Raw genomic sequence first — 20402 nt, 5'->3', positions numbered from 1 at the left:
TCGCGGGTGGGTGAGGATGTGGGGTGGGTGTTGCATGCGGAGGGGACGGTGCTGCCGGGGTCGGTCACGCCGTCCGCCGACCTCACACAATGGCCACCCGTCGGAGCCACCGAGCTGGACGTCGACGGTGTCTACGGGTTCCTCGACGGCGCCGGATATCACTACGGTCCGGCGTTTCGGGGGTTGCGGGCGGCGTGGCGGCGGGGTGAGGAGGTGTTCGCCGAGGTGGTGTTGGACGAGTCGGCTCATGCGGACGCGCGCCGCTTCGGTCTGCACCCCGCGCTCCTGGACGCGGCCATGCACGTGAACAGCGTCGCCGCGGCCATGGGGGAAGAAGGCCCGGGCGCGGGCGACGGTGAGGGGCGCGGCGGGGTGCTGCTCCCGTTCGTGTGGAATCAGGTGTCGTTGCATGCGTCGGGTGCGACGCGGTTGCGGGTGCGGTTGACGCGTCCGGGGAGGGATGCGTTGGCGTTGGAGGTGGCTGATGAGGGTGGTCGGCCGGTGTTGTCGGTGGGGTCGATGGTGGGTCGTCCGGTGACGGCTGAGCAGTTGGGTTCTGGGGGTGGGGAGGGACTGCTGGAGGTGGAGTGGCGTCCGGTGGCGGTGGTGCCGGGTGGTGAGGTGGAGTGGGTCGACTGGGATGCGGCGGCTGATGAGACCGGGGGTGATGAGTCCGGGGTTGTGGTGGTGGATTGTGGTGGGGTTGTGGGGGGTGAGGTGCCGTTGGTGGTGCGGTCGGTGGTGGATCGGGTGTTGGGGGCGGTGCGGGGTGTGTTGGCGGGTGGTTCGCGGTTGGTGGTGGTGACGCGGGGTGGGGTTGCGGTGTCGTCGGGGGAGGGGGTGGTGGTGTCGCAGGCTCCGGTGTGGGGGTTGGTGCGTGCGGCGGAGGCGGAGAATCCGGGGCGTTTTGTGCTGGTGGATCTGGCGGAGGGTGAGGATCTGGCGGCGGTGCTGCCGTCGGTGGTGGCCAGTGGCGAGCCCGAGGTGGCATGGCGTAAGGGCGAGATGCTGGTGCCTCGGCTGACACGTAGGGAGCCATGTGAAGCACCGGAAGTTCCGTCATTGGGCACGGACGAGGGCACGGTGCTGGTGACGGGTGGTACGGGTGGTCTTGGTGCGGTGGTGGCCCGTCATCTGGTGGTGGAGCACGGCGTTCGGCATCTGCTGTTGGTCTCGCGTCGGGGGCCGGCGGCTGAGGGGGCTGAGGCGTTGCGGGATGAGCTGGTGGAGTTGGGTGCGTCGGTGGTCGTGGCGGGCTGTGATGTCGCGGACCGGGCGTCGGTGGAGAAGCTGCTGGCGTCCGTACCGCTTGATCGTCCGTTGACCGCCGTGATTCATGCGGCCGGTGTGGGTGACAGCGGTTTGGTCGGGTCGTTGTCGGCTGAGCAGTGGGATGGGGTGCTGCGGCCGAAGGTGGATGCGGCGTGGCATCTGCATGAGCTGACGCGCGAGATGCCGCTGTCGGCGTTTGTGTTGTTCTCGTCGATCGGTGGTTCGGTGGCGGCGGCGGGTCAGGCGAATTACGCGGCGGCGAATGTGTTCCTGGACGCTCTCGCCCAGCATCGGCACGAGGAGGGCCTGCCCGCCACCTCCGTGGCCTTCGGACTGTGGTCGGACACCGGCATGGGCGGCCTGCTGAGCCAGGTGGACCGCGCCCGGCTGCTGCGCCAGGGGCTGCTGCCGCTGTCGGCTGCGGAGGGGTTGCGGGCGTTCGATGCGGCGCTGGCCTCCGGCGTGGCGACGGTGACGGCCTCGCGGGTGGACAACGCTGCCCTCCGTACTCGTAGGGGCGAGATCCCCGCGTTGCTGCGCGGATTGGTCCCGGCGTCGCGCAAGCTGAGCCGACAGGCCGCCGGCGGGGCTGACGCCGACGGCCTCAAGCGGCAGCTGACCGGGCTGGACCCGCAGGAGCGCCTGGACCTGTTGACCAATCTGGTACGCGGCCATGTAGCCGCCATTCTGGGCCACGGTTCCGCCGACGCGGTCGAGGCGGACCGTAACTTCAACGAGCTCGGATTCGACTCGCTGACCGCGGTCGAACTGCGCAATCAGCTCAACGCGGCCACCGGACTCCGACTGCCCGCCACCCTGGTATTCGACTACCCCACCGCACAGGCCGCCGCGGAGTACATGGCGGCTCAGCTGTCCGACGACACCGACACCACGGATCCGGCCCTGCGCGAGATCGACCGGCTGGAAGAGCTGCTGTCCTCGGTGTCCGACGGCGAACGACGCCGCGCCGTGACCGTGCGGCTGCAGTCCCTGCTGCTCAAGTGGACCGATGGCGAGCCCGATTCGGCCTCCGTGGAATCCCGGATCGGTTCGTCCTCGGCGGAAGAGATCTTCGCCTTCATCGACAACGAGCTGGACCTCCACTGAGCCGACGAACGGCGACCATCTGACCGAAGACGGGTGAAGGCTTCTTATGGACGACGAAAAGCTCCTCGAATACCTCCGGAAGGTGACGACGGACCTGCACCAGACCCGTCAGCGGGTGCTCGCGCTGGAGACGGGAGAGCGGGAGCCGGTCGCGATCGTCGGGATGAGCTGCCGCTATCCGGGCGGGGTGACGTCGCCGGAGGAGCTGTGGCGGCTGGTCGCCGAGGGCACCGACGCCATCTCGGCGTTTCCCACGGACCGCGGCCGGCCCTCCGGCTTCCCCGTGGGCCGGGGCTGGGACCTGTCGGAGCTGTACGATCCGGAGCCGGGCACGCCGGGCAAGTCGTATACGCGCTCGGGGGGTTTCCTCTACGACGCGGCCGACTTCGACCCCGGCTTCTTCGGGATCTCACCGCGCGAAGCCCTGCGCATGGATCCACAGCAGCGGCTGCTGCTGGAGACCTCGTGGGAGGCCGTCGAGCGGGCGGCGATCGACCCGGCCTCGCTGAAGGGCAGCCGGACCGGCGTCTTCATGGGGCTGATGTACCACGACTACGGCCTCGACGGGGCCTCGGGCTCCATCGCCTCCGGGCGGCTGTCCTACTTCTACGGGCTGGAGGGGCCGGCCGTCACCCTCGACACCGCGTGCTCGTCGTCGCTGGTCGCCCTGCACTGGGCGGTGCAGTCGCTGCGGACCGGCGAGTGCTCACTGGCCCTGGCCGGCGGTGTCACGGTGATGTCCACCCCCGGGGTGATCATCGACTTCAGCACCCAGCGGGGACTGTCCGAGGACGGCCGGTGCAAGGCGTTCGCCGAGGCGGCCGACGGCACCGGGCTGTCGGAAGGGGTCGGCATCCTCGTACTGGAGCGGCTGTCCGACGCACAGCGCAACGGCCACCAGGTGCTTGCCGTCATCCGCGGCTCCGCGGTGAACCAGGACGGAGCCTCCAACGGCCTGACCGCACCCAACGGCCCGGCGCAGCAGCGGGTCATCCGGGAAGCGCTGGACAACGCCCGGCTGACGACGTCGGATGTGGACGCGGTGGAGGCGCACGGCACCGGCACCACCCTGGGCGACCCCATCGAGGCGCAGGCGATCCTGGCCACCTACGGGCAGGGCCGGGACGCCGGCCGTCCGCTGTTGCTGGGGTCGATCAAGTCCAACATCGGGCACGCCCAGGCGGCGGCGGGCGTGGCCGGCGTGATCAAGATGGTCATGGCGCTGCGCCACGGCACGCTGCCCAGGACGCTGCACATCGATCGGCCGTCCTCCCATGTGGACTGGTCGGCGGGGGCGGTGGAGCTGCTGATCGACCCGGTCGAGTGGCCGGATTCCGGGCGCCCGCGCCGGGCGGGGGTCTCGTCGTTCGGCATGAGCGGCACCAACGCGCATGTCATCGTCGAACAGGCACCACCGGCCGAGTGGGAGCCGGACGCCGGCACCCGTGTTCCCCGCCTCGTGCCGTGGCCGGTGTCGGCGAAGACCGAGGAGGCGCTGAACGGCCAGATCGAGCGCGTCACCGCGCTTCTCGCGGACACCGGCCCCCGGCCGGTGGACGTCGGTTTCTCACTGGTGACGGGCCGGCCCGCCTTCGAGCACCGCGCCGTTCTGCTGGCCGGTCCGGACGGTGTGGCGCGCACAGCGCGGGGCGTGGCGCGGCCGGGCGGCGGGCTGGGGCTGCTGTTCTCCGGCCAGGGGAGCCAGCGGGCGGGGACGGGCCGGGAGCTGTACGAGCGGTTCCCGGTGTTCGCGAAGGCTCTGGACGAGGTGTGCGGGCACCTCGACGGACCCCTGGACGGTCCGTTGCGTCAGGTGATGTTCGCGCCGGCCGGGTCGGCCGAGGCCGCGCTGCTCGACGGGACGGGGTGGGCGCAGCCCGCGCTGTTCGCTCTCGAGGTGGCGCTGTTCCGGCTGATCGAGTCGTGGGGGGTGCGCCCCAGCCACCTGGCGGGCCATTCGGTGGGCGAGGTGGCCGCCGCTCATGTGGCGGGCGTGTTGTCGCTCGCCGACGCGTGCGCGCTGGTGGCGGCGCGCGGCCGGCTGATGCAGGCGCTGCCCGCCGGTGGCGTGATGGTGGCGCTGCAGGCCGCCGAGGAGGAGGTGATCCCGTATCTGGGCGAGCGCGTGTCGATCGCGGCGGTGAACGGCCCCCGTTCGGTCGTGATCTCCGGTGACGAGTCCGCGGTGGCAGAGGTCGCGGCGCGGTTCGTGGAGGGCGGGCGCAAGACCAAGCGGCTGACGGTCAGCCATGCGTTCCACTCCCCGCTGATGGAGCCCATGCTGGAGGAGTTCCGGGGCGTGGTGGCCGGGATGTCCTTCCGGGCTCCGCGCATCCCGCTCGTCTCCGATGTGACCGGCGCGCCCGCGCCGGCGGAACTGGTGTGCTCGCCCGACTACTGGGTGCGGCATGTGCGTGAGCCCGTCCGGTTCGCCGACGGGGTGGCGTCGATGGGGGCGGCCGGAGTGACCGCGTTCCTCGAAATCGGCCCCGACGGCGTGCTTTCCGCGATGGCGCAGGACAACCTGAAGGAGCGCTCCGGCGACGGCGGCACGGTTGTGGTCCCGGCGCTGCGCCGCGGCCGGGACGAGGAGACCGCCCTGCTCACGGCGGTGTCGCGGCTGCATGTCGCCGGGGTGGCGGTGGACTGGCCGGCGTTCTTCGCGGACACCGGGGCACACCGGGTCGAGCTGCCCACCTACGCCTTCCAGCGCGAGCGCTTCTGGCCCGAGGCGGCCGGGGAGGAAGAAGCGGACACCCGGGGCGCGGCCCATGCGGACCCGGCCGACGCGGAGTTCTGGACCGCGGTCGAGCGGGAGGACGTCGAGTCCCTGGCGTCGAGCCTGCGTGTCGACGGTGCGGCGCTGACCCCCGTCGTCCCCGCGCTGTCGTCATGGCGACGGCAGCGGCGGGAGCGGTCGCTGGTCGACGGCTGGCGCTACCGGGTGGTGTGGACACCGCTGGCCGATGGCGCGATGGACGCCGCCCCCGGGACGTGGCTGGCGGTGGTACCGGCGGGCTGCGCCGAGGACGCGTGGGTGACCTCCGTACTCGCCGCTGTCGGGACCGATGCCGTTTTGCTCGAAGCCGACGAGCCCGGAGCCGGTGAGGCGGACCGTACGGCCCTGGCGGGGCGGCTCGCCCGGCTGGCCACGGACGGGGCGGGCTTCGCGGGGGTGCTGTCCCTGCTGGCGCTGGGCGAGTCGGCGGTCGACGAGCATCCCGCCGTACCCGTCGGCCTGGCCCGGACCGTGGCCTTGGTGCAGGCCCTCGGCGACGCCGGGATCGAGGCGCCGCTGTGGTGTGCGACCCGGGGCGCGGTGTCGATCGGCCGCTCGGACCGGGGGGTGAACCCCGTCCAGGCCCAGGTGTGGGGGTTCGGCCGGGTGGCCGCGCTGGAGCATCCGCGGCGCTGGGGCGGCCTGGTCGACCTGCCCGAGGAGGTCGACCGGCGGGCCGTCCGACGGCTGGCCGCGGTGCTGGCCGCCGGGCCCGTCGGCGACGGGGCGGGCGACGGCGAGGACCAGGTGGCGATCCGTCCGTCCGGGCTGTTCGGCCGCCGGCTGGCATCCGGCCGCACGGAGCAGGAGGAACGGGGCTTCTCCGCGAGGGGAACGGTGCTGGTGACCGGCGGCACCGGGGCCCTGGGCGCGGAAGTGGCGCGCTGGCTGGCCCGCAGCGGGGCGGAGCGGCTGGTGTTGACGAGCCGCCGCGGGCCGGACGCGCCGGGCGCGGCCCGGCTGGCGGCGGAGCTGGGCGAGTCGGGCTGCCAGGTCTCGATCGTGGCCTGCGATGTGGCGGACCGCCCGGCGCTGGCCGCCGTACTGGCCGACATCCCCGCCGACACCCCGCTGACCGGCGTCGTCCACACGGCCGGTGTCGGCAGGTCGGTCCCGGTGGGAGAGATGAGCCCGGCGGATCTCGCCGACATCGTGTCGGCCAAGGTGGCGGGCGCGGCCAACCTCGACGCGCTGCTCGGCGATCGGCCGCTGGACCTGTTCGTGCTGTTCTCCTCGATCGCCGGGGTGTGGGGCAGCGGTGGGCAGAGCGCGTACGGAGCGGCCAACGCGTACCTGGACGCCCTGGCCGAGGCCAGGCGGGCGCGCGGCGCCACGGCCACGTCGGTGGCCTGGGGCGCCTGGGCCGGGGCCGGGATGGCCACCGAGGAGGCGATGTCGGAGTATCTGCTCCGGCGCGGGCTCGGCCTCCTCGCCCCCGACCTGGCCATCAGCGCGCTACGGGACGCGGTGACCCGGCAGGACACGGCCGTGACCGTGGCCGACGTCGACTGGGAGCGTTTCGCCCCTTCCTTCCTGTCGGCCCGGCCCAGCCCCCTGCTGTCCGGTCTCCCCGAGGTCCGGCGCGTCGTCGAGCGGGCCCGGGCGGCACGGCAGGGGGAGCGGTCGGCGGTCGCCGCGTTCCGGGAAAGGCTGGAGAGCCTGCCGAACACCGGGCGCTCCGAGTTGCTGCTCGGTCTGGTCCGCGATCAGGCCGCGGCCGTGCTGGGACACGCCGACGCGGACGCGATCGGCGACGACCGCGCCTTCCGGGAGCTGGGGTTCGACTCCTTGACGGCGGTGGAACTGCGCAATGTGCTGGAGGCCGTCACCGGTCTGAGCCTGCCCTCCACCCTCGTCTTCGACTACCCCACCCCGCTCGTCCTCACGGACTTCCTGCTCACCGAACTCTTCGGCGACGGGGACGAGGCCGCGCCCGCCGTGGCCGCGGGCGGCCACCGGCCGGACCCCCGCGACACCACCGACGACCCGATCGTGATCGTGGGCATGGGCTGCCGCTACCCCGGTGACGTCGACTCGCCGGAGGAGCTGTGGCGCCTGGTGGCCGACGGCCGGGACGCGATGTCCCCGTTCCCCGCCGACCGCGGCTGGCCGCTGGAGGGGGACTATGTGCGCGAGGGCGGATTCCTCTCCGGCGCGGGCCACTTCGACGCGGGGTTCTTCGGCATCTCGCCGCGCGAGGCGCTGGCCACCGATCCGCAGCAGCGGCTGCTGCTCGAGGTCGCCTGGGAGGCCCTGGAGCGGGCGGGCATCGACCCGGCCGGTCTGCGCGGCAGCGACACGGGGGTGTTCATCGGCGCCGCCGGGAGCGGTTACACCCCGCCCCCGGAGCTGCAAGGCCGCTATCTCACGGGCGAGGCCACCAGTGTGATCTCCGGCCGGCTCTCGTACACCCTCGGCCTTGAGGGCCCCGCGGTGACGGTGGACACGGCCTGCTCGGCGTCGCTGGTGGCGCTGCACTGGGCCGTGCGGGCGCTGCGCTCGGGCGAGTGTTCCCTGGCGCTGGCCGGTGGTGTGGCGGTGATGGCCAACCCCGGACCGTTCCTGGCCTTCAACGCACAGGGCGGCCTGGCCGCCGACGGCCGCTGCAAGGCGTTCGCCGAGTCCGCGGACGGCACCGGCTGGGCCGAGGGGGCGGGTCTTGTCGCCCTGGAGCGGCTGTCGGACGCCCGGCGCAACGGGCATGACGTGGTGGCCGTCCTGCGTGGCTCGGCCGTCAACCAGGACGGCGCGTCGAACGGTCTGACGGCGCCCAACGGCCCGTCCCAGCAGCGGGTGATCCGTCAGGCGCTGGCCGACGCCGGGCTGTCGGCCCCGGATGTGGACGCCGTGGAGGGGCACGGCACCGGAACACCCCTGGGCGATCCGATCGAGGCTCAGGCCCTGCTCGCCACGTACGGCCGCCGGCCCGCCGAGGCGGCGCCGCTGTGGCTGGGATCGGTCAAGTCCAACATCGGCCACGCCCAGGCGGCCGCCGGTGTCGCCGGGGTCATCAAGATGGCGATGGCGCTGCGGCACGGGGCGCTGCCCAGGACGCTGCACGTGGACGCGCCGTCCTCGCATGTGGACTGGTCGGCGGGGGCGGTGCGACTGCTCACCGAACCGGTGCCCTGGCCGGCGGGCGGAAGGGCCCGCAGGGCGGGCATCTCGTCGTTCGGGATCAGCGGCACCAACGCGCATGTGATCCTCGAAGAAGCTCCGGAGCCGGAGCGCGGTCCCGGCGACCTCGCCACACGGCCCGACCGGCCGGCCCCGTGGCTCGTCTCCGGAGCCACCGAGGAGGCGTTGCGCGCCCAGACCGACCGGCTGTTGGCACACCTGGAAGACCACCCCGGCCTGCGGCCGCTGGACGTGGCGTATTCGCTGGCGACGAGCCGTTCGGCGCTCGACCACCGGGTGGCGCTGCTGGCCACCGGCGACGGGGTGGTGGAGCTGGCCCGGGGCACGGCAGGCGGCGGCCGCAAGACCGCGTTCCTGTTCGCGGGCCAGGGCTCACAGCGGCCCGGTATGGGCCGGGAACTGTACGACCGCTTCCCGGAGTTCGCAGGGGCCCTGGACGCGGTGTTCGCACATCTGGACACTCAGCTGGACCGGCCGCTGCGGGACGTGGTGTTCGCCGAACCGGACACCCCCGAGGCCGCCGAGCTCGACCGGACCGAGTACACCCAGCCCGCGCTTTTTGCCTTCGAGGTGGCGCTGTTCCGGCTGCTGGAGTCCTGGGGCGTCGCCCCGGACCAGGTGGCGGGCCACTCGATCGGCGAGATCGCGGCCGCCCATGTGGCGGGTGTGCTCTCGCTCGCGGACGCCTGCGCGCTGGTGGCGGCGCGCGGCCGGCTGATGCAGGCGCTGCCCGCCGGCGGCGCGATGGTCTCGCTGCAGGCCACCGAGGAGGAGGTGACACCACTGCTGGCGGACCACGCCGACCGGGTGTCCCTCGCCGCCGTCAACGGACCGCGCTCGGTGGTGATCGCCGGGGCTGAGGACGCGGTGCTGCAACTCGCGGCCCGCTTCGCCGCCGACGGCCGCAAGACCCGTCGGCTGGCGGTCAGCCACGCCTTCCACTCGCCCCTGATGGAGCCGATGCTGGAGGACTTCCGACGGATCGCCGGAACCCTCACGTACCAGGCCCCGCGGACCCCGCTGGTGTCCACCCTGACCGGCCACCCGGCCACCGCGGAGGAGATCGGCTCGCCCGACTACTGGGTGCGGCACGCACGGGAGGCGGTGCGGTTCGACGACGCCGTGCGCCGACTGGGCGACCAGGGCGTGGGCACCTTCGTCGACATCGGGCCGGACGCGGTGCTGTCCGCGCTGGCCCGGGACATCCTGGGCGAACGGACCCCTGAGGCGGCCGTGGTGCCCCTGTGCCGCAAGGACCGCGGTGAGGAGGCCTCGGTCGTCGCGGCGCTGGCCGGGCTGTACGTCGCCGGCGCCGGGGTGCGGTGGGAGGCGTTCTTCGCGGGCAGCGGCGCGCGCCGCGTGGAGCTGCCCACGTACGCCTTCCAGCGCGAGCGCTACTGGTCGGCGGCGCTCCCCTCGGCCCACGACGCGTCCGGCCTGGGCCTGACACCCGCCCGGCACCCCTTGCTGGGCGCCGAGGTGGAACTCGCGGGCTCCCAGGGCGTCCTCTTCACCGGCCGCCTGTCGGTGGGCTCCCACCCCTGGCTGGCCGACCACGTGGTGGGCGGCACGGCGCTCTTCCCGGGCACGGGCTTCCTGGAGCTCGCGACCCGCGCGGGCGACCAGGTCGGCTGCTCACGGGTGGAGGAGCTCACCCTCGCAGAGCCGCTGGCCGTTGGGGAGCGGGACACGGTGGCCGTACAGCTGTGGGCGGGCGCACCCGACGCGTCGGGCCGCCGGGAGCTGAGCCTGTACTCGCGCCCCGCCGAGGCGCCCGACCACCCGTGGACCCGACACGCCACGGGCACCCTGGCCCCGGGCGCACCGCACGAGGCGCCGTACGAGGCGCCGTACGCCGCGTCGGGCGACACGCCGTACGACACGCCGGGTGGCGCGGCCTGGCCACCGCCGGGCGCCGAGCCCGTCGAGGTGGACGGCTTCTACGAGCGCACCGCTGCGGACGGATTCGCGTACGGGCCGCTCTTCCAGGGGCTGCGGGCGGTGTGGCGGCGCGGCGACGAGGTGTTCGCGGAGGCCGTCCTGCCGGAGGAGGCGCGGGACGCGGCCTCGTTCGGACTGCATCCGGCGCTGCTGGACGCCGCCTTGCACGCGGTGTCGTTCGTGGACCTGGGGGCGGGCGGCGGTGGCCGGCTGCCGTTCTCCTGGAACGGAGTGTCGCTGCACGCCGGTGGCGCCTCCGCGCTGCGTGTCCGGCTGGCGCGGGTGGGCACCGACGCGGTGGCGCTGACGGCGACCGACCCGGCCGGAGCCCCGGTGCTCTCGGTGGACTCGCTGGTGCTGCGCCTGGTGTCGCCGGACACGATGCCTCAGCAGGGCGGCGCGGTGGCGCGCGACGCGCTGTTCCGCCTGGACTGGGTTCCCGTCCCACGGGGCGAGCGCGGCGCGGCGGCGGACGGCGCTACGGGTGTTGTCGAGCTGACGGACGCCACGGCGGCTGGGCTCGCGGCGCTGGCGGCGCTGGAGTCCGCGCCGGACACGGTGTCGGTGACCATCGGCTCGCCGGAGTTCACGGACGTGGCCGAGGTCCACCGAGCCGTCGCGCGGGCGCTCGAACTGATCCAGGCGTGGCTGGCCGAAGACCGGTTCGCCCACTCCCGGCTGGTGTTCGTGACCCGGGGAGCGGTCGCCGCCGACGACGACGCACCCGCGACGGACCTCGCAGCCGCCGCGGCATGGGGGCTGGTGCGCTCGGCCCAGTCGGAGAACCCCGGACGGTTCGTCCTGCTCGACCTCGACACGGCAGACGGCACACCGTCGGAGGACCACGGCGTGCTCTCGGCCCACCTGCACGCTGTGCTGGCGTCGGGCGAGCCGCAGGCCGTCGTGCGGGACGGCGTGCTGCGCGTCGGGCGCCTCGCCCGGCTGGCCCCGGACGAGGATGCCATCCAGCCGTGGGACGGCGCGGGCACCGTACTGATCACGGGCGGCACCGGCGGCCTGGGTGGCGAACTGGCCCGCCATCTGGTCACGGAACACGGAGTGCGCCGACTGCTGTTGACCAGCCGTCGTGGGCTGGATGCTCCGGGCGCGGTGGAGTTGCGGGCGGAGTTGGCGGCGCTGGGTGCCGAGGTGTCGGTGGTGGCGTGTGATGTGGCGGATCGTGGTGCGGTGGCCGGGTTGCTGGCCGGGATTCCGGCGGAGCATCCGCTGACGGCGGTGGTGCATACGGCGGGTGTGCTGGACGACGGTGTGGTGGGGGCGCTGACGCCGGAGCGGCTGAGTACCGTGCTGCGCCCGAAGGTGGACGCGGCATGGCATCTGCACGAGCTCACCCGCGACCTGGACCTGGCCGCCTTCGTGATGTTCTCCTCCCTGGCCGGGGTCAGCGGCGCTGCCGGACAGGGCAACTACGCGGCGGCGAACGCGTTCCTGGACGCCCTGGCCGCACACCGCGCCGCGCACGGCCGGGTGGCGACCTCCCTGGCCTGGGGCGCCTGGGAGCAGAGCACCGGGATGACCGGGACGCTGGACGGGGCGGAGCTGCGGCGCAGCGCGCGGACCGGCCTGCCACCGCTGTCCGTGGCCCAGGGCCTGGCCCTGTTCGACGCCGCGGCCCCGCTGCGGCACCCCAACCCGGTGCCGGTACGGATGAACATGGCGACCCTGCGCGCCCACGCCGAACAACTGCCACCGCTGATGCGCGGACTGGTGCCACAGGCACGCCGTACCGCCACCGCCGCCACCCTGGACGGCACCGGTCCCGACTGGCTGCGCCGGCGCCTCGCCGGGCTCACCGAGGCCGAGCAGGACACCGCGGTGGAGGAGCTGGTACGCGGCTACGCGGCCGCCCTGCTCGGCCACGGCGAGGCCGCGGCCGTCCACCCCGAACGCGACTTCCTGGAGCTGGGATTCGACTCGCTCAGCGCGATCGAGCTGCGCAACAAACTGACCGGACTGACCGGGCTGCGGCTGTCCCCGATGCTGGTGTTCGACAAGAAGACACCCGCCGAACTCGCCCGCTGGGTACGGCAGGAGTTCGCCGGCCACGGCGGCACCGGCCCGCTGGCGGCCTCGCGGGAGGGGTCGCCCGGCGAGCAGGACACCGTCAGCAGGATGTTCCGCACCGCGGTCGTCGAGGACAAGGTGGGCGACGGATTCCATATGCTGCAGGCGATCGCCAAGATCCGGCCCACCTACGACCGGCCGGACGACCCCCGGCACATGGCCCGCCCGGTGTTCCTCGCCGACGGACCCGCCACACCCCGCCTGATCTGCCTCAGCTCGACGGTCGTCAACGGCGGTGTGCACCAGTACGCCCGGCTGGCCGCACACTTCCGCGGCATCCGGCCGGTCTCGGCGATCCCACTGCCCGGCTACGCCGCGGGGGAGAGCCTGCCCGCCACGGCCGAGGTCGCCCTGCGTACCCTGGTGGCGAGCATCGAGCAGGCCGCGGACAACGACCCCTTCGTCCTGGTCGGCCACTCCTCGGCGGGCGCGCTCGCCTACTCCGTCACCGGCCATCTCGAGCGGACCGGCGGACGCCTGCCGGAGTCGGTCGTCATGATGGACACCTTCCGCCCCACCGGTGTGGAGTCGCAGGGCACGCTGGTCGGCGGGCTGCTGGACCAGATCTTCCGGACCGAGTCCGAGTTCGGGGAGTTCCACAGCGCGCGGCTGTCCGGCATGGCCCACTGGTTCGAGATCGCCGCACACCTGGAGTACGACACGGTGCCGGTACCGGTCCTCTTCCTCCAGTGCGCGGAGGCGTTCCCCGGTGGCGAGGCGGAGTTCGACCGCTGGCGCAGCGCCCCGCTGGACCCCTCGCACACCGTACGGCCGATGGCGGCCAACCACTTCTCGGTGATCGAGGAAAAGGCGGCGGACACCGCGCGTGCGATCGAGGAATGGCTCGCTCCGGGGCAGTGACCCGGGCCCTGGAGCAAAGGGCTCTGGTACTTCCCTTAGAGATTCTGCATTGGGGCGCGGATAGAGTGGCGTAAGGGCAGCGCCCATGGCCCCACGGCTGAATGAGGAATGGCATGACCTTCACATACCAGGCCGCGAAACCATATCTGGTGGGCGCGGAACTGAAGTACGTCACCGAGGCGATCGCTTCCGGGTGGATATCGGCCGCGGGGCCCTATGTCGGGCAGTTCGAGAGTGAATTCGCGCGCTACAACGGAGTGGCGCACGGAGTGTCCTGCTCCTCGGGCACGGCCGCGCTCACCCTGGCGCTGCGCGCCCTTGGCGTGGGCCCCGGCGACGAGGTGCTCGTCCCCGAATTCACCTTCGTGGCCTCCGCATGGGCGGTCACCTACACGGGCGCGACCCCCATCTTCGTCGACTGCGGCGACGACCTCAACATCGACGCGGCTCTCATCGAATCCAAGATCACACCGCGCACCAAGGTCATCATGCCCGTCCATGTGCACGGGCGCCGCTGCGACATGGACGTGATCATGAGGATCGCGTTCGAGTACAACCTGCGGGTGATCGAGGATTCCGCCGAGGCGCACGGCATCCGGCCGGTCGCCGACGTGGCGTGCTTCTCCCTGTTCGCCAACAAAATCATCACCTCGGGCGAGGGCGGCATCTGCCTGACCGACGACGGCAGGCTCGCCGAGCAGATGGCACATCTGCGCGGTATGGCCATAGGCCCCGAGCACGACTTCCTGCACAAAAAGCTGGCCTACAACTTCCGAATGACCAATCTGCAGGCCGCGGTCGCCCTGGGGCAGCTGGAGAAGATAGACGAATTCCTCGACCGGCGCCGGAAGATCGAGGCATATTACGACGCCGGACTCGGGGACATCCCGGAAATCACCCGCATGCCGCCGCGGGATGTGCTGTGGATGTACGACGTGCGGGCCGAGCGCCGCGACGAACTGTGCGCGTTCTTGGCCGAACAGTCCATTGAAACCAGGCGGTTCTTCCAGCCGATGAGCAAACAGCCCCTCTACTTCGATCCGGACTGGGCCTCCCTGAACGCCGGCCGCTTCACCGCGGACGGCCTGTGCCTGCCCACTCACACCGGACTGACCGAGGCGGACCAGGACCACATCATCGGCAAGGTCGCGGAGTTCTACGGGCGCTGACCCGGGCTGCTGGGTGCGTTGGGCCGGCGCGGGGCCGGACGAGACAACTTGTGTGTGGGGAGCGGAGCGTTGAGTCCATCCGAGTCCAGTCCTGCCGACCGCCCCGGTGCGCACCGGGAAAGTGCCATCGCCGTGGTGGGGCTGTCCTGCCGACTGCCGTCCGCGCCGGACCCCGCGCGGTTCTGGGAGCTGCTGCGCGCCGGGATGAGCGCGGTGTCCGAGCCGCCCCGCGGCCGCTGGGGCGCCGACGCGCCGGACAACGGCCGTAGCGGCCCCGGCCACCGTGGACACGGCGGCTTCCTGGTGGACGTCGACCGTTTCGACGCCGAGTTCTTCGGGATCTCCCCGCGCGAGGCCCGGGCGATGGACCCGCAGCAGCGCCTCATGCTGGAGCTGGGCTGGGAGGTGCTCGAGGACGCCGGAATGCCACCGGACGCCGTCCGCGGCAGCGACACCGGCGTGTTCGTCGGCGTGACCGCGGACGACTACGGCACCCTGGACCGGCGCCGGGGCCTCGCGGGCGTCGGCCACCACACCCTCACCGGGCTGAACCGCAGCATCATCGCCAACCGCGTCTCCTACTTCCTCGGGCTGCGCGGGCCCAGCCTGGTGGTCGACACCGGGCAGTCGTCGTCCCTGGTCGCGGTCCACCTCGCCTGCGAAAGCCTGCGCCGGGGCGAGTCCCGGACCGCGCTGGCCGGCGGCGTCCAGCTGAACCTCACGCCCGAGAGCACCGAGGCCGCGGCACGGTTCGGCGGACTGTCCCCGGACGGCCGGTGCTTCACCTTCGACGAGCGCGCCAACGGCTACGTCCGCGGTGAGGGCGGCGGGCTCGTCCTGCTCAAGCCGCTGACTCACGCCGTGGCCGACGGGGATGAGATCTACTGCGTCATCGAGGGCGGCGCGGTCAACAACGACGGCGCCGGGGACGCCCTGACCACTCCCGACCCGCGGGCCCAGCAGGCCGTACTGCGCGCGGCCTGCCGCCGCGCGGGCACCGACCCGACCGCCGTACGGTACGTCGAACTGCACGGCACCGGCACCCGCGTCGGGGACCCCGTCGAGGCCGCCGCCCTCGGCGCGGTGTACGGGGCCGGACGCCCCGCCGACGAGCCGCTGCTGGTCGGCTCAGCGAAGACCAACGTCGGCCACCTGGAAGGCGCGGCGGGCATCGTCGGGCTGCTGAAGGTCGCGCTCTCGCTCCGCCACGCAACCCTGCCCCCGAGCCTGAACTTCGAGCGGCCCAACCCGCGGATCCGGTTCGACGAGTGGCGCCTTGACGTGGTGACGTCGGCGCGCCCCTGGCCCGCCCACCACGGCCCGGTCCTGGCCGGGGTGTCGTCGTTCGGCATGGGCGGCACCAACTGCCACCTCGTCGTATCGGACGCCGCGTCGCTCCGACGCGCCACACCCGCCGCGGCGTCGCCGCCCGCAGAGATCGCGGCGGCTGAGCCCGGCGAGGGCCCTGAGCCCGGCGTTGTGCCGTGGCTGCTGTCGGGAAGGACACCGGACGCGCTGCGCGCACAGGCGGCACGCCTCGCGGCCCATGTGACAGGGCAACGCGGCGCGGACGGAGTGGACGGGGCGGATCGCGGCGCGGACGGAGCGCGTCAGGGCGGCGCGGAGGGCGCAGACGGGGCGGGCAGCTCGGACGGCGGCCGGGAAACCAGTCCGGCGGCCATCGCGGACGTGGGCTTCTCCCTGGCCACGACACGGGCCACGTTCGACCACCGCGCCGTGGTCCTCGCCCGGCACCGGGACGGCGCACTGCGCACCTTGACCGCGCTCGCCGACGGCGCCCCCGGCAGCGGCGCGATCCAGGGCTCGGCGCGCTCCACCGCCACCACCGCGTTCCTGTTCTCCGGCCAGGGATCGCAGCGGGCCGGGGCCGGTCAGGAGCTGTACCGGCGGTATCCGGTGTTCGCTCAGGTGCTGGACGACGTATGCGCCCGGATGGACGGACACCTCGAGAGGCCGCTGCGCGAGGTGATGTTCGCGTCGGCGGGCACCGACGACGCCGACCTGCTGGACCGGACCGCCTACACCCAGCCCGCGCTCTTCGCCCTCCAGGTGGCCCTCTTCCGGCTGCTGGAGTCGTGGGGCACCCCCGCGGACTTCGTGGCCGGGCACTCGATCGGGGCCGTCGCCGCCGCACATGTCGCGGGCGTGCTGTCCCTCGACGACGCGTGCACCCTGGTGGCGGCGCGCGGCCGGCTGATGCAGGCGCTGCCCACCGGCGGTGCCATGGCCTCGGTCCAGGCCCCCGAGGACGAGGTGCGTCCGCTGCTGGCCGGTCGCGAGCACGAGATCTCCCTCGCGGCGGTCAACGGCCCGGCGTCCGTGGTCGTCGCCGGCGACGAGGGCGCGGTCGAGGACGTCGTCGCGCACTTCGCCGCCTCGGGGCGCAGAACCAAGCGCCTGCGGGTCTCCCACGCGTTCCACTCGCCCCACATGGACGCCATGCTCGACGACTTCCGCCAGGTCGTGGCCGGGCTGTCCCTCGCCGCGCCCCGGCTCCCCGTGGTGTCCGACCTCACCGGCGAACTCGCCACCGCCGAGCAGCTGTGCTCCACGGAGTACTGGGCGCGGCACGCCCGCGAAACCGTCCGCTTCGCGGACGCCGTACGAACCCTACGGGACCGGGGCGTCGGCGCCTTCCTGGAGCTGGGCCCGGACGGGGTGCTCACCGGGATGACCCGGGAATGCCTCGACCAGCTTCCCGCGCACACCGCCAACGTCACAGACACCACAGACATCACGGGCGCTGAACGCACCGAAGACCCCACCGCCACGCCCCCCACGGTCGTCAGGACGCTGCGCCCCGGCAGCGACGAGACGCTGACGGCACTGACCGCGATGGCCGAACTGCACGTCCACGGCGCCCCGGTGCGCTGGGACGCGTACTTCGCCCAGCGCGGCGGCAGGCGGGTGGCGCTGCCCACCTACGCCTTCCAACGGGAACGCCACTGGCTGGACGGACAGCCGGCGGCCCAGGCCACCGAGAACAGTCCCGCCGCACCCCCGGCCCCGGGCGCCCCCGAGCCCGTACCGGATGTGGCACCCGCGCCCGAGGGGCCGACCGTCAGGCAGTCGCCCGCGGACATGGCGAGGCTGGTGCGGGCCGAGACCGCGATGGTGCTCGGCTACGCCGAACCGGAGCGGGTCGACGCGAGCCTGACGTTCAAACAACTCGGCTTCGACTCCACCATGACCGTGGAACTCGTGGCCCGGCTGAGGTCCGCCACCGGCCTGCGGCTGCCCGACACCGTGCTCTTCGACCACCCCACGCCGGACCGGATCGCCGCCCGTCTGGCCACGGAGCCCAGTGGTGCCACCGGTGCCCGCGCGACCCCGCCCCGGGCCCCCGCCGCGTCCGCCGACGAGCCGGTGGTCATCGTGGGCATGGGCTGCCGCTACCCGGGCGGGGCCGACACCCCTGAGGCGCTGTGGGACCTGGTGGCGGGCGAAGTGGACGCCGTCTCCGCGATGCCGACCGACCGTGGCTGGGCGGCCGAGGTGCTGGCCACGGAACGGCCGGGCGGTTTCCTGTACGACGCCGACCGGTTCGACGCGGCGCTGTTCGGGATCTCGCCCCGGGAAGCCCTCGCCATGGACCCCCAGCAGCGGCTGGCGCTCGAAGTGACCTGGGAGGCGGTCGAGCGGTCGGGGATCGCGCCCTCGTCACTGCACGGCAGCCGCACCGGCGTGTTCGTCGGCGCGATGGCCCAGGACTACGGCCCTCGGCTGCACGAGGCGACCGGTGACGCCGAGGGCTATGTGCTGACCGGCACGTCTCCCAGCGTCCTGTCCGGCCGGGTCGCCTATACGCTCGGACTGCGCGGGCCGGCGCTCACGGTCGACACCGCCTGCTCCTCGTCGCTGGTGGCCCTGCACCTCGCGGCCCAGTCGCTGCGCGGTGGCGAATGCTCGCTGGCCCTGGCCGGTGGCGTCACCGTCATGTCCGAGCCCGGCATCTTCGTGGAGTTCGCCAAGCAGGGCGGGCTGTCCGAGGACGGCCGGTGCAAGGCGTTCGCGGAGGCCGCCGACGGCACCGGCTGGTCCGAGGGCGTGGGCATGCTGGTGCTGGAGCGGCTGTCGGACGCCCGTCGCAACGGCCACCGGATCCTGGCGGTGCTGCGCGGCTCGGCGGTCAACTCCGACGGCGCCTCCAACGGGCTGACCGCGCCCAGCGGTGCGTCCCAGCAGCAGGTCATCGGCCAGGCGCTGGCCGGAGCGGGACTCGTCCCCGCGGACGTCGACGCCGTCGAGGCACACGGCACCGGCACCAGGCTGGGCGACCCCATCGAGGCGCAGGCGATCCTCGCCACCTACGGCCAGGGCCGGGACGCCGGCCGTCCGCTGCTGCTGGGGTCGGTCAAGTCCAACATCGGACACACCCAGGCCGCCGCGGGTGTCGCAGGCGTCATCAAGATGGTCATGGCCATGCGCCATGGCGCGCTGCCCCGCACGCTGCACGTGGACGCCCCATCCCCGCATGTGGACTGGACGGCGGGCGCGGTGGAGCTGCTGACCGAGCCGGTACCGTGGCCGGAGGCGGAACGCCCGCGCCGGGCGGGAGTGTCCTCGTTCGGCATCAGCGGCACCAACGCCCATGTCATCGTCGAGCAGGCGCCGTACGAGCCACCACCGGCCACCGCCGCGGAGTCCGCGCCCCCGGCCACGACACCCGAGACCGCCCCGCGCGTCGTGCCCTGGCCGGTGTCGGGACGGACCGATGCCGCGCTGCGGGCCCAGCTCGACCGCCTGCACTCCTTCCTGGCCGACACCGGCGCCTCGGCGCTCGACATCGGCTACTCCCTCGCCACGACCCGCGCCCAGCTGGAACACCGCGCGGTGCTGCTGTCCACGCCGGACGGCGTCGTGGAGGCGGCGCGCGGTGTCGCCGCGAGCGCGCCGTCCCTGACGCTGCTGTTCGCCGGTCAGGGCGCGCAGCGCATCGGGATGGGCCGCGAGCTGGCCCACCGCTTCCCCGTGTTCGCCCGCGCACTCGACGAGGTGTGCGCGCTGCTGGACGGCGAGCTGGACCGGCCGCTGCGCGAGGTGATGTTCGGGGCGGACGCCGAAGCCCTCGACCGTACCGAATACGCGCAGCCCGCGCTGTTCGCGCTCGAAGTGGCCCTGTTCCGGCTGGCCGAGTCCTGGGGGATCGTCCCCGACCTCCTCGTCGGCCACTCGATCGGCGAGATCGCCGCCGCGCATGTCGCCGGTGTGCTCTCCCTCGGCGACGCGTGTGCCCTGGTGGCCGCGCGCGGCCGGCTGATGCAGGCGCTGCCCGCGGGCGGGGCCATGGTGGCGCTGCGGGCGGGCGAGGAGGAGGTGGAGCCGCTGCTGGCGGACCACACCGACCGCGCGCAACTCGCCGCGGTCAACGGCCCTTCCTCGGTGGTCCTCTCCGGCGACGAGGAGACCGTGGCGGACATCGCGGCCCACTTCGAGGCGCTGGGCCGCAAGGCCACGCGGCTGCGGGTCAGCCATGCGTTCCACTCCCCGCTGATGGCCCCGATGCTGGCGGACTTCCGGGCGGCCGTCGAGCGGCTGGCCTTCCACGAGCCGCGCATCCCCATCGTCTCCACTCTCACCGGCGAGACGGTCGACGCGGCACGGATCAGCACACCGGACTACTGGGTGGACCACGTCGTGCGCCCGGTGCGGTTCGCCGCGGCGATCGGCGCGGCCGCCTCCGCCGGGTCCCGGGTGTTCCTGGAACTGGGCCCCGACGCCACACTCACGGCCCTGACCGGGGACAACCTCGCCGAACTGCCGGGCGTCACCGCGGTGCCGATGCTCCGTACGGACCGGGGCGAGGACGACGACATCGCCGCCGTGGCCGCCGCGGCCCGTCTGCACGCGCACGGCGTCCCCGTACGGTGGACCGCCCTGTTCGCCGGGACCGGAGCGCGGCGGGTGGAGCTGCCGACCTACGCGTTCCAGCGCGAGCGCTACTGGGCCGGGCGGACGGCCGGCGCGGCCGATGTCGCGTCGGCGGGCCTCGACCGGCCGGAGCACCCACTGCTGGGCGCCGTCCTGCG

The 20402-nt window shown here is 73.4% G+C and carries 3 protein-coding genes and 1 pseudogene (1 of these 4 cut by a window edge); all 4 read left to right on the top strand.

What is annotated here, in order from left to right; genetic code table 11:
- On the top strand, positions 1 to 2379 hold a 2379-nt coding region (locus ACFZDL_RS10370), incomplete at its 5' end, for an SDR family NAD(P)-dependent oxidoreductase (protein WP_391190852.1).
- A 61-nt stretch (positions 2380 to 2440) separates the two neighbouring features.
- Positions 2441 to 13183 (top strand): annotated as a pseudogene (locus ACFZDL_RS10365) (type I polyketide synthase); the annotation flags it as partial.
- A 113-nt stretch (positions 13184 to 13296) separates the two neighbouring features.
- The gene (locus ACFZDL_RS10360; protein ID WP_353596221.1) at positions 13297 to 14352 is read left to right on the top strand and encodes a DegT/DnrJ/EryC1/StrS family aminotransferase; all 1056 of its coding nucleotides are present in this window, start codon (positions 13297 to 13299) and stop codon (positions 14350 to 14352) included.
- Positions 14353 to 14484: 132 nt separating this feature from the next.
- Positions 14485 to 20402: the 5' end (the start) of an SDR family NAD(P)-dependent oxidoreductase gene (locus ACFZDL_RS10355; protein ID WP_353596251.1), read on the top strand. The gene runs 24139 nt beyond the window's last position; the window shows 5918 of its 30057 coding nt (coding positions 1–5918); its start codon is at positions 14485 to 14487; the stop codon falls past the right edge of the window.

The organism is Streptomyces sp. NPDC007917 (assembly GCF_042959105.1).
Lineage (GTDB): Bacteria > Actinomycetota > Actinomycetes > Streptomycetales > Streptomycetaceae > Streptomyces.
This window is presented reverse-complemented; position numbering and strand designations above follow the sequence as displayed.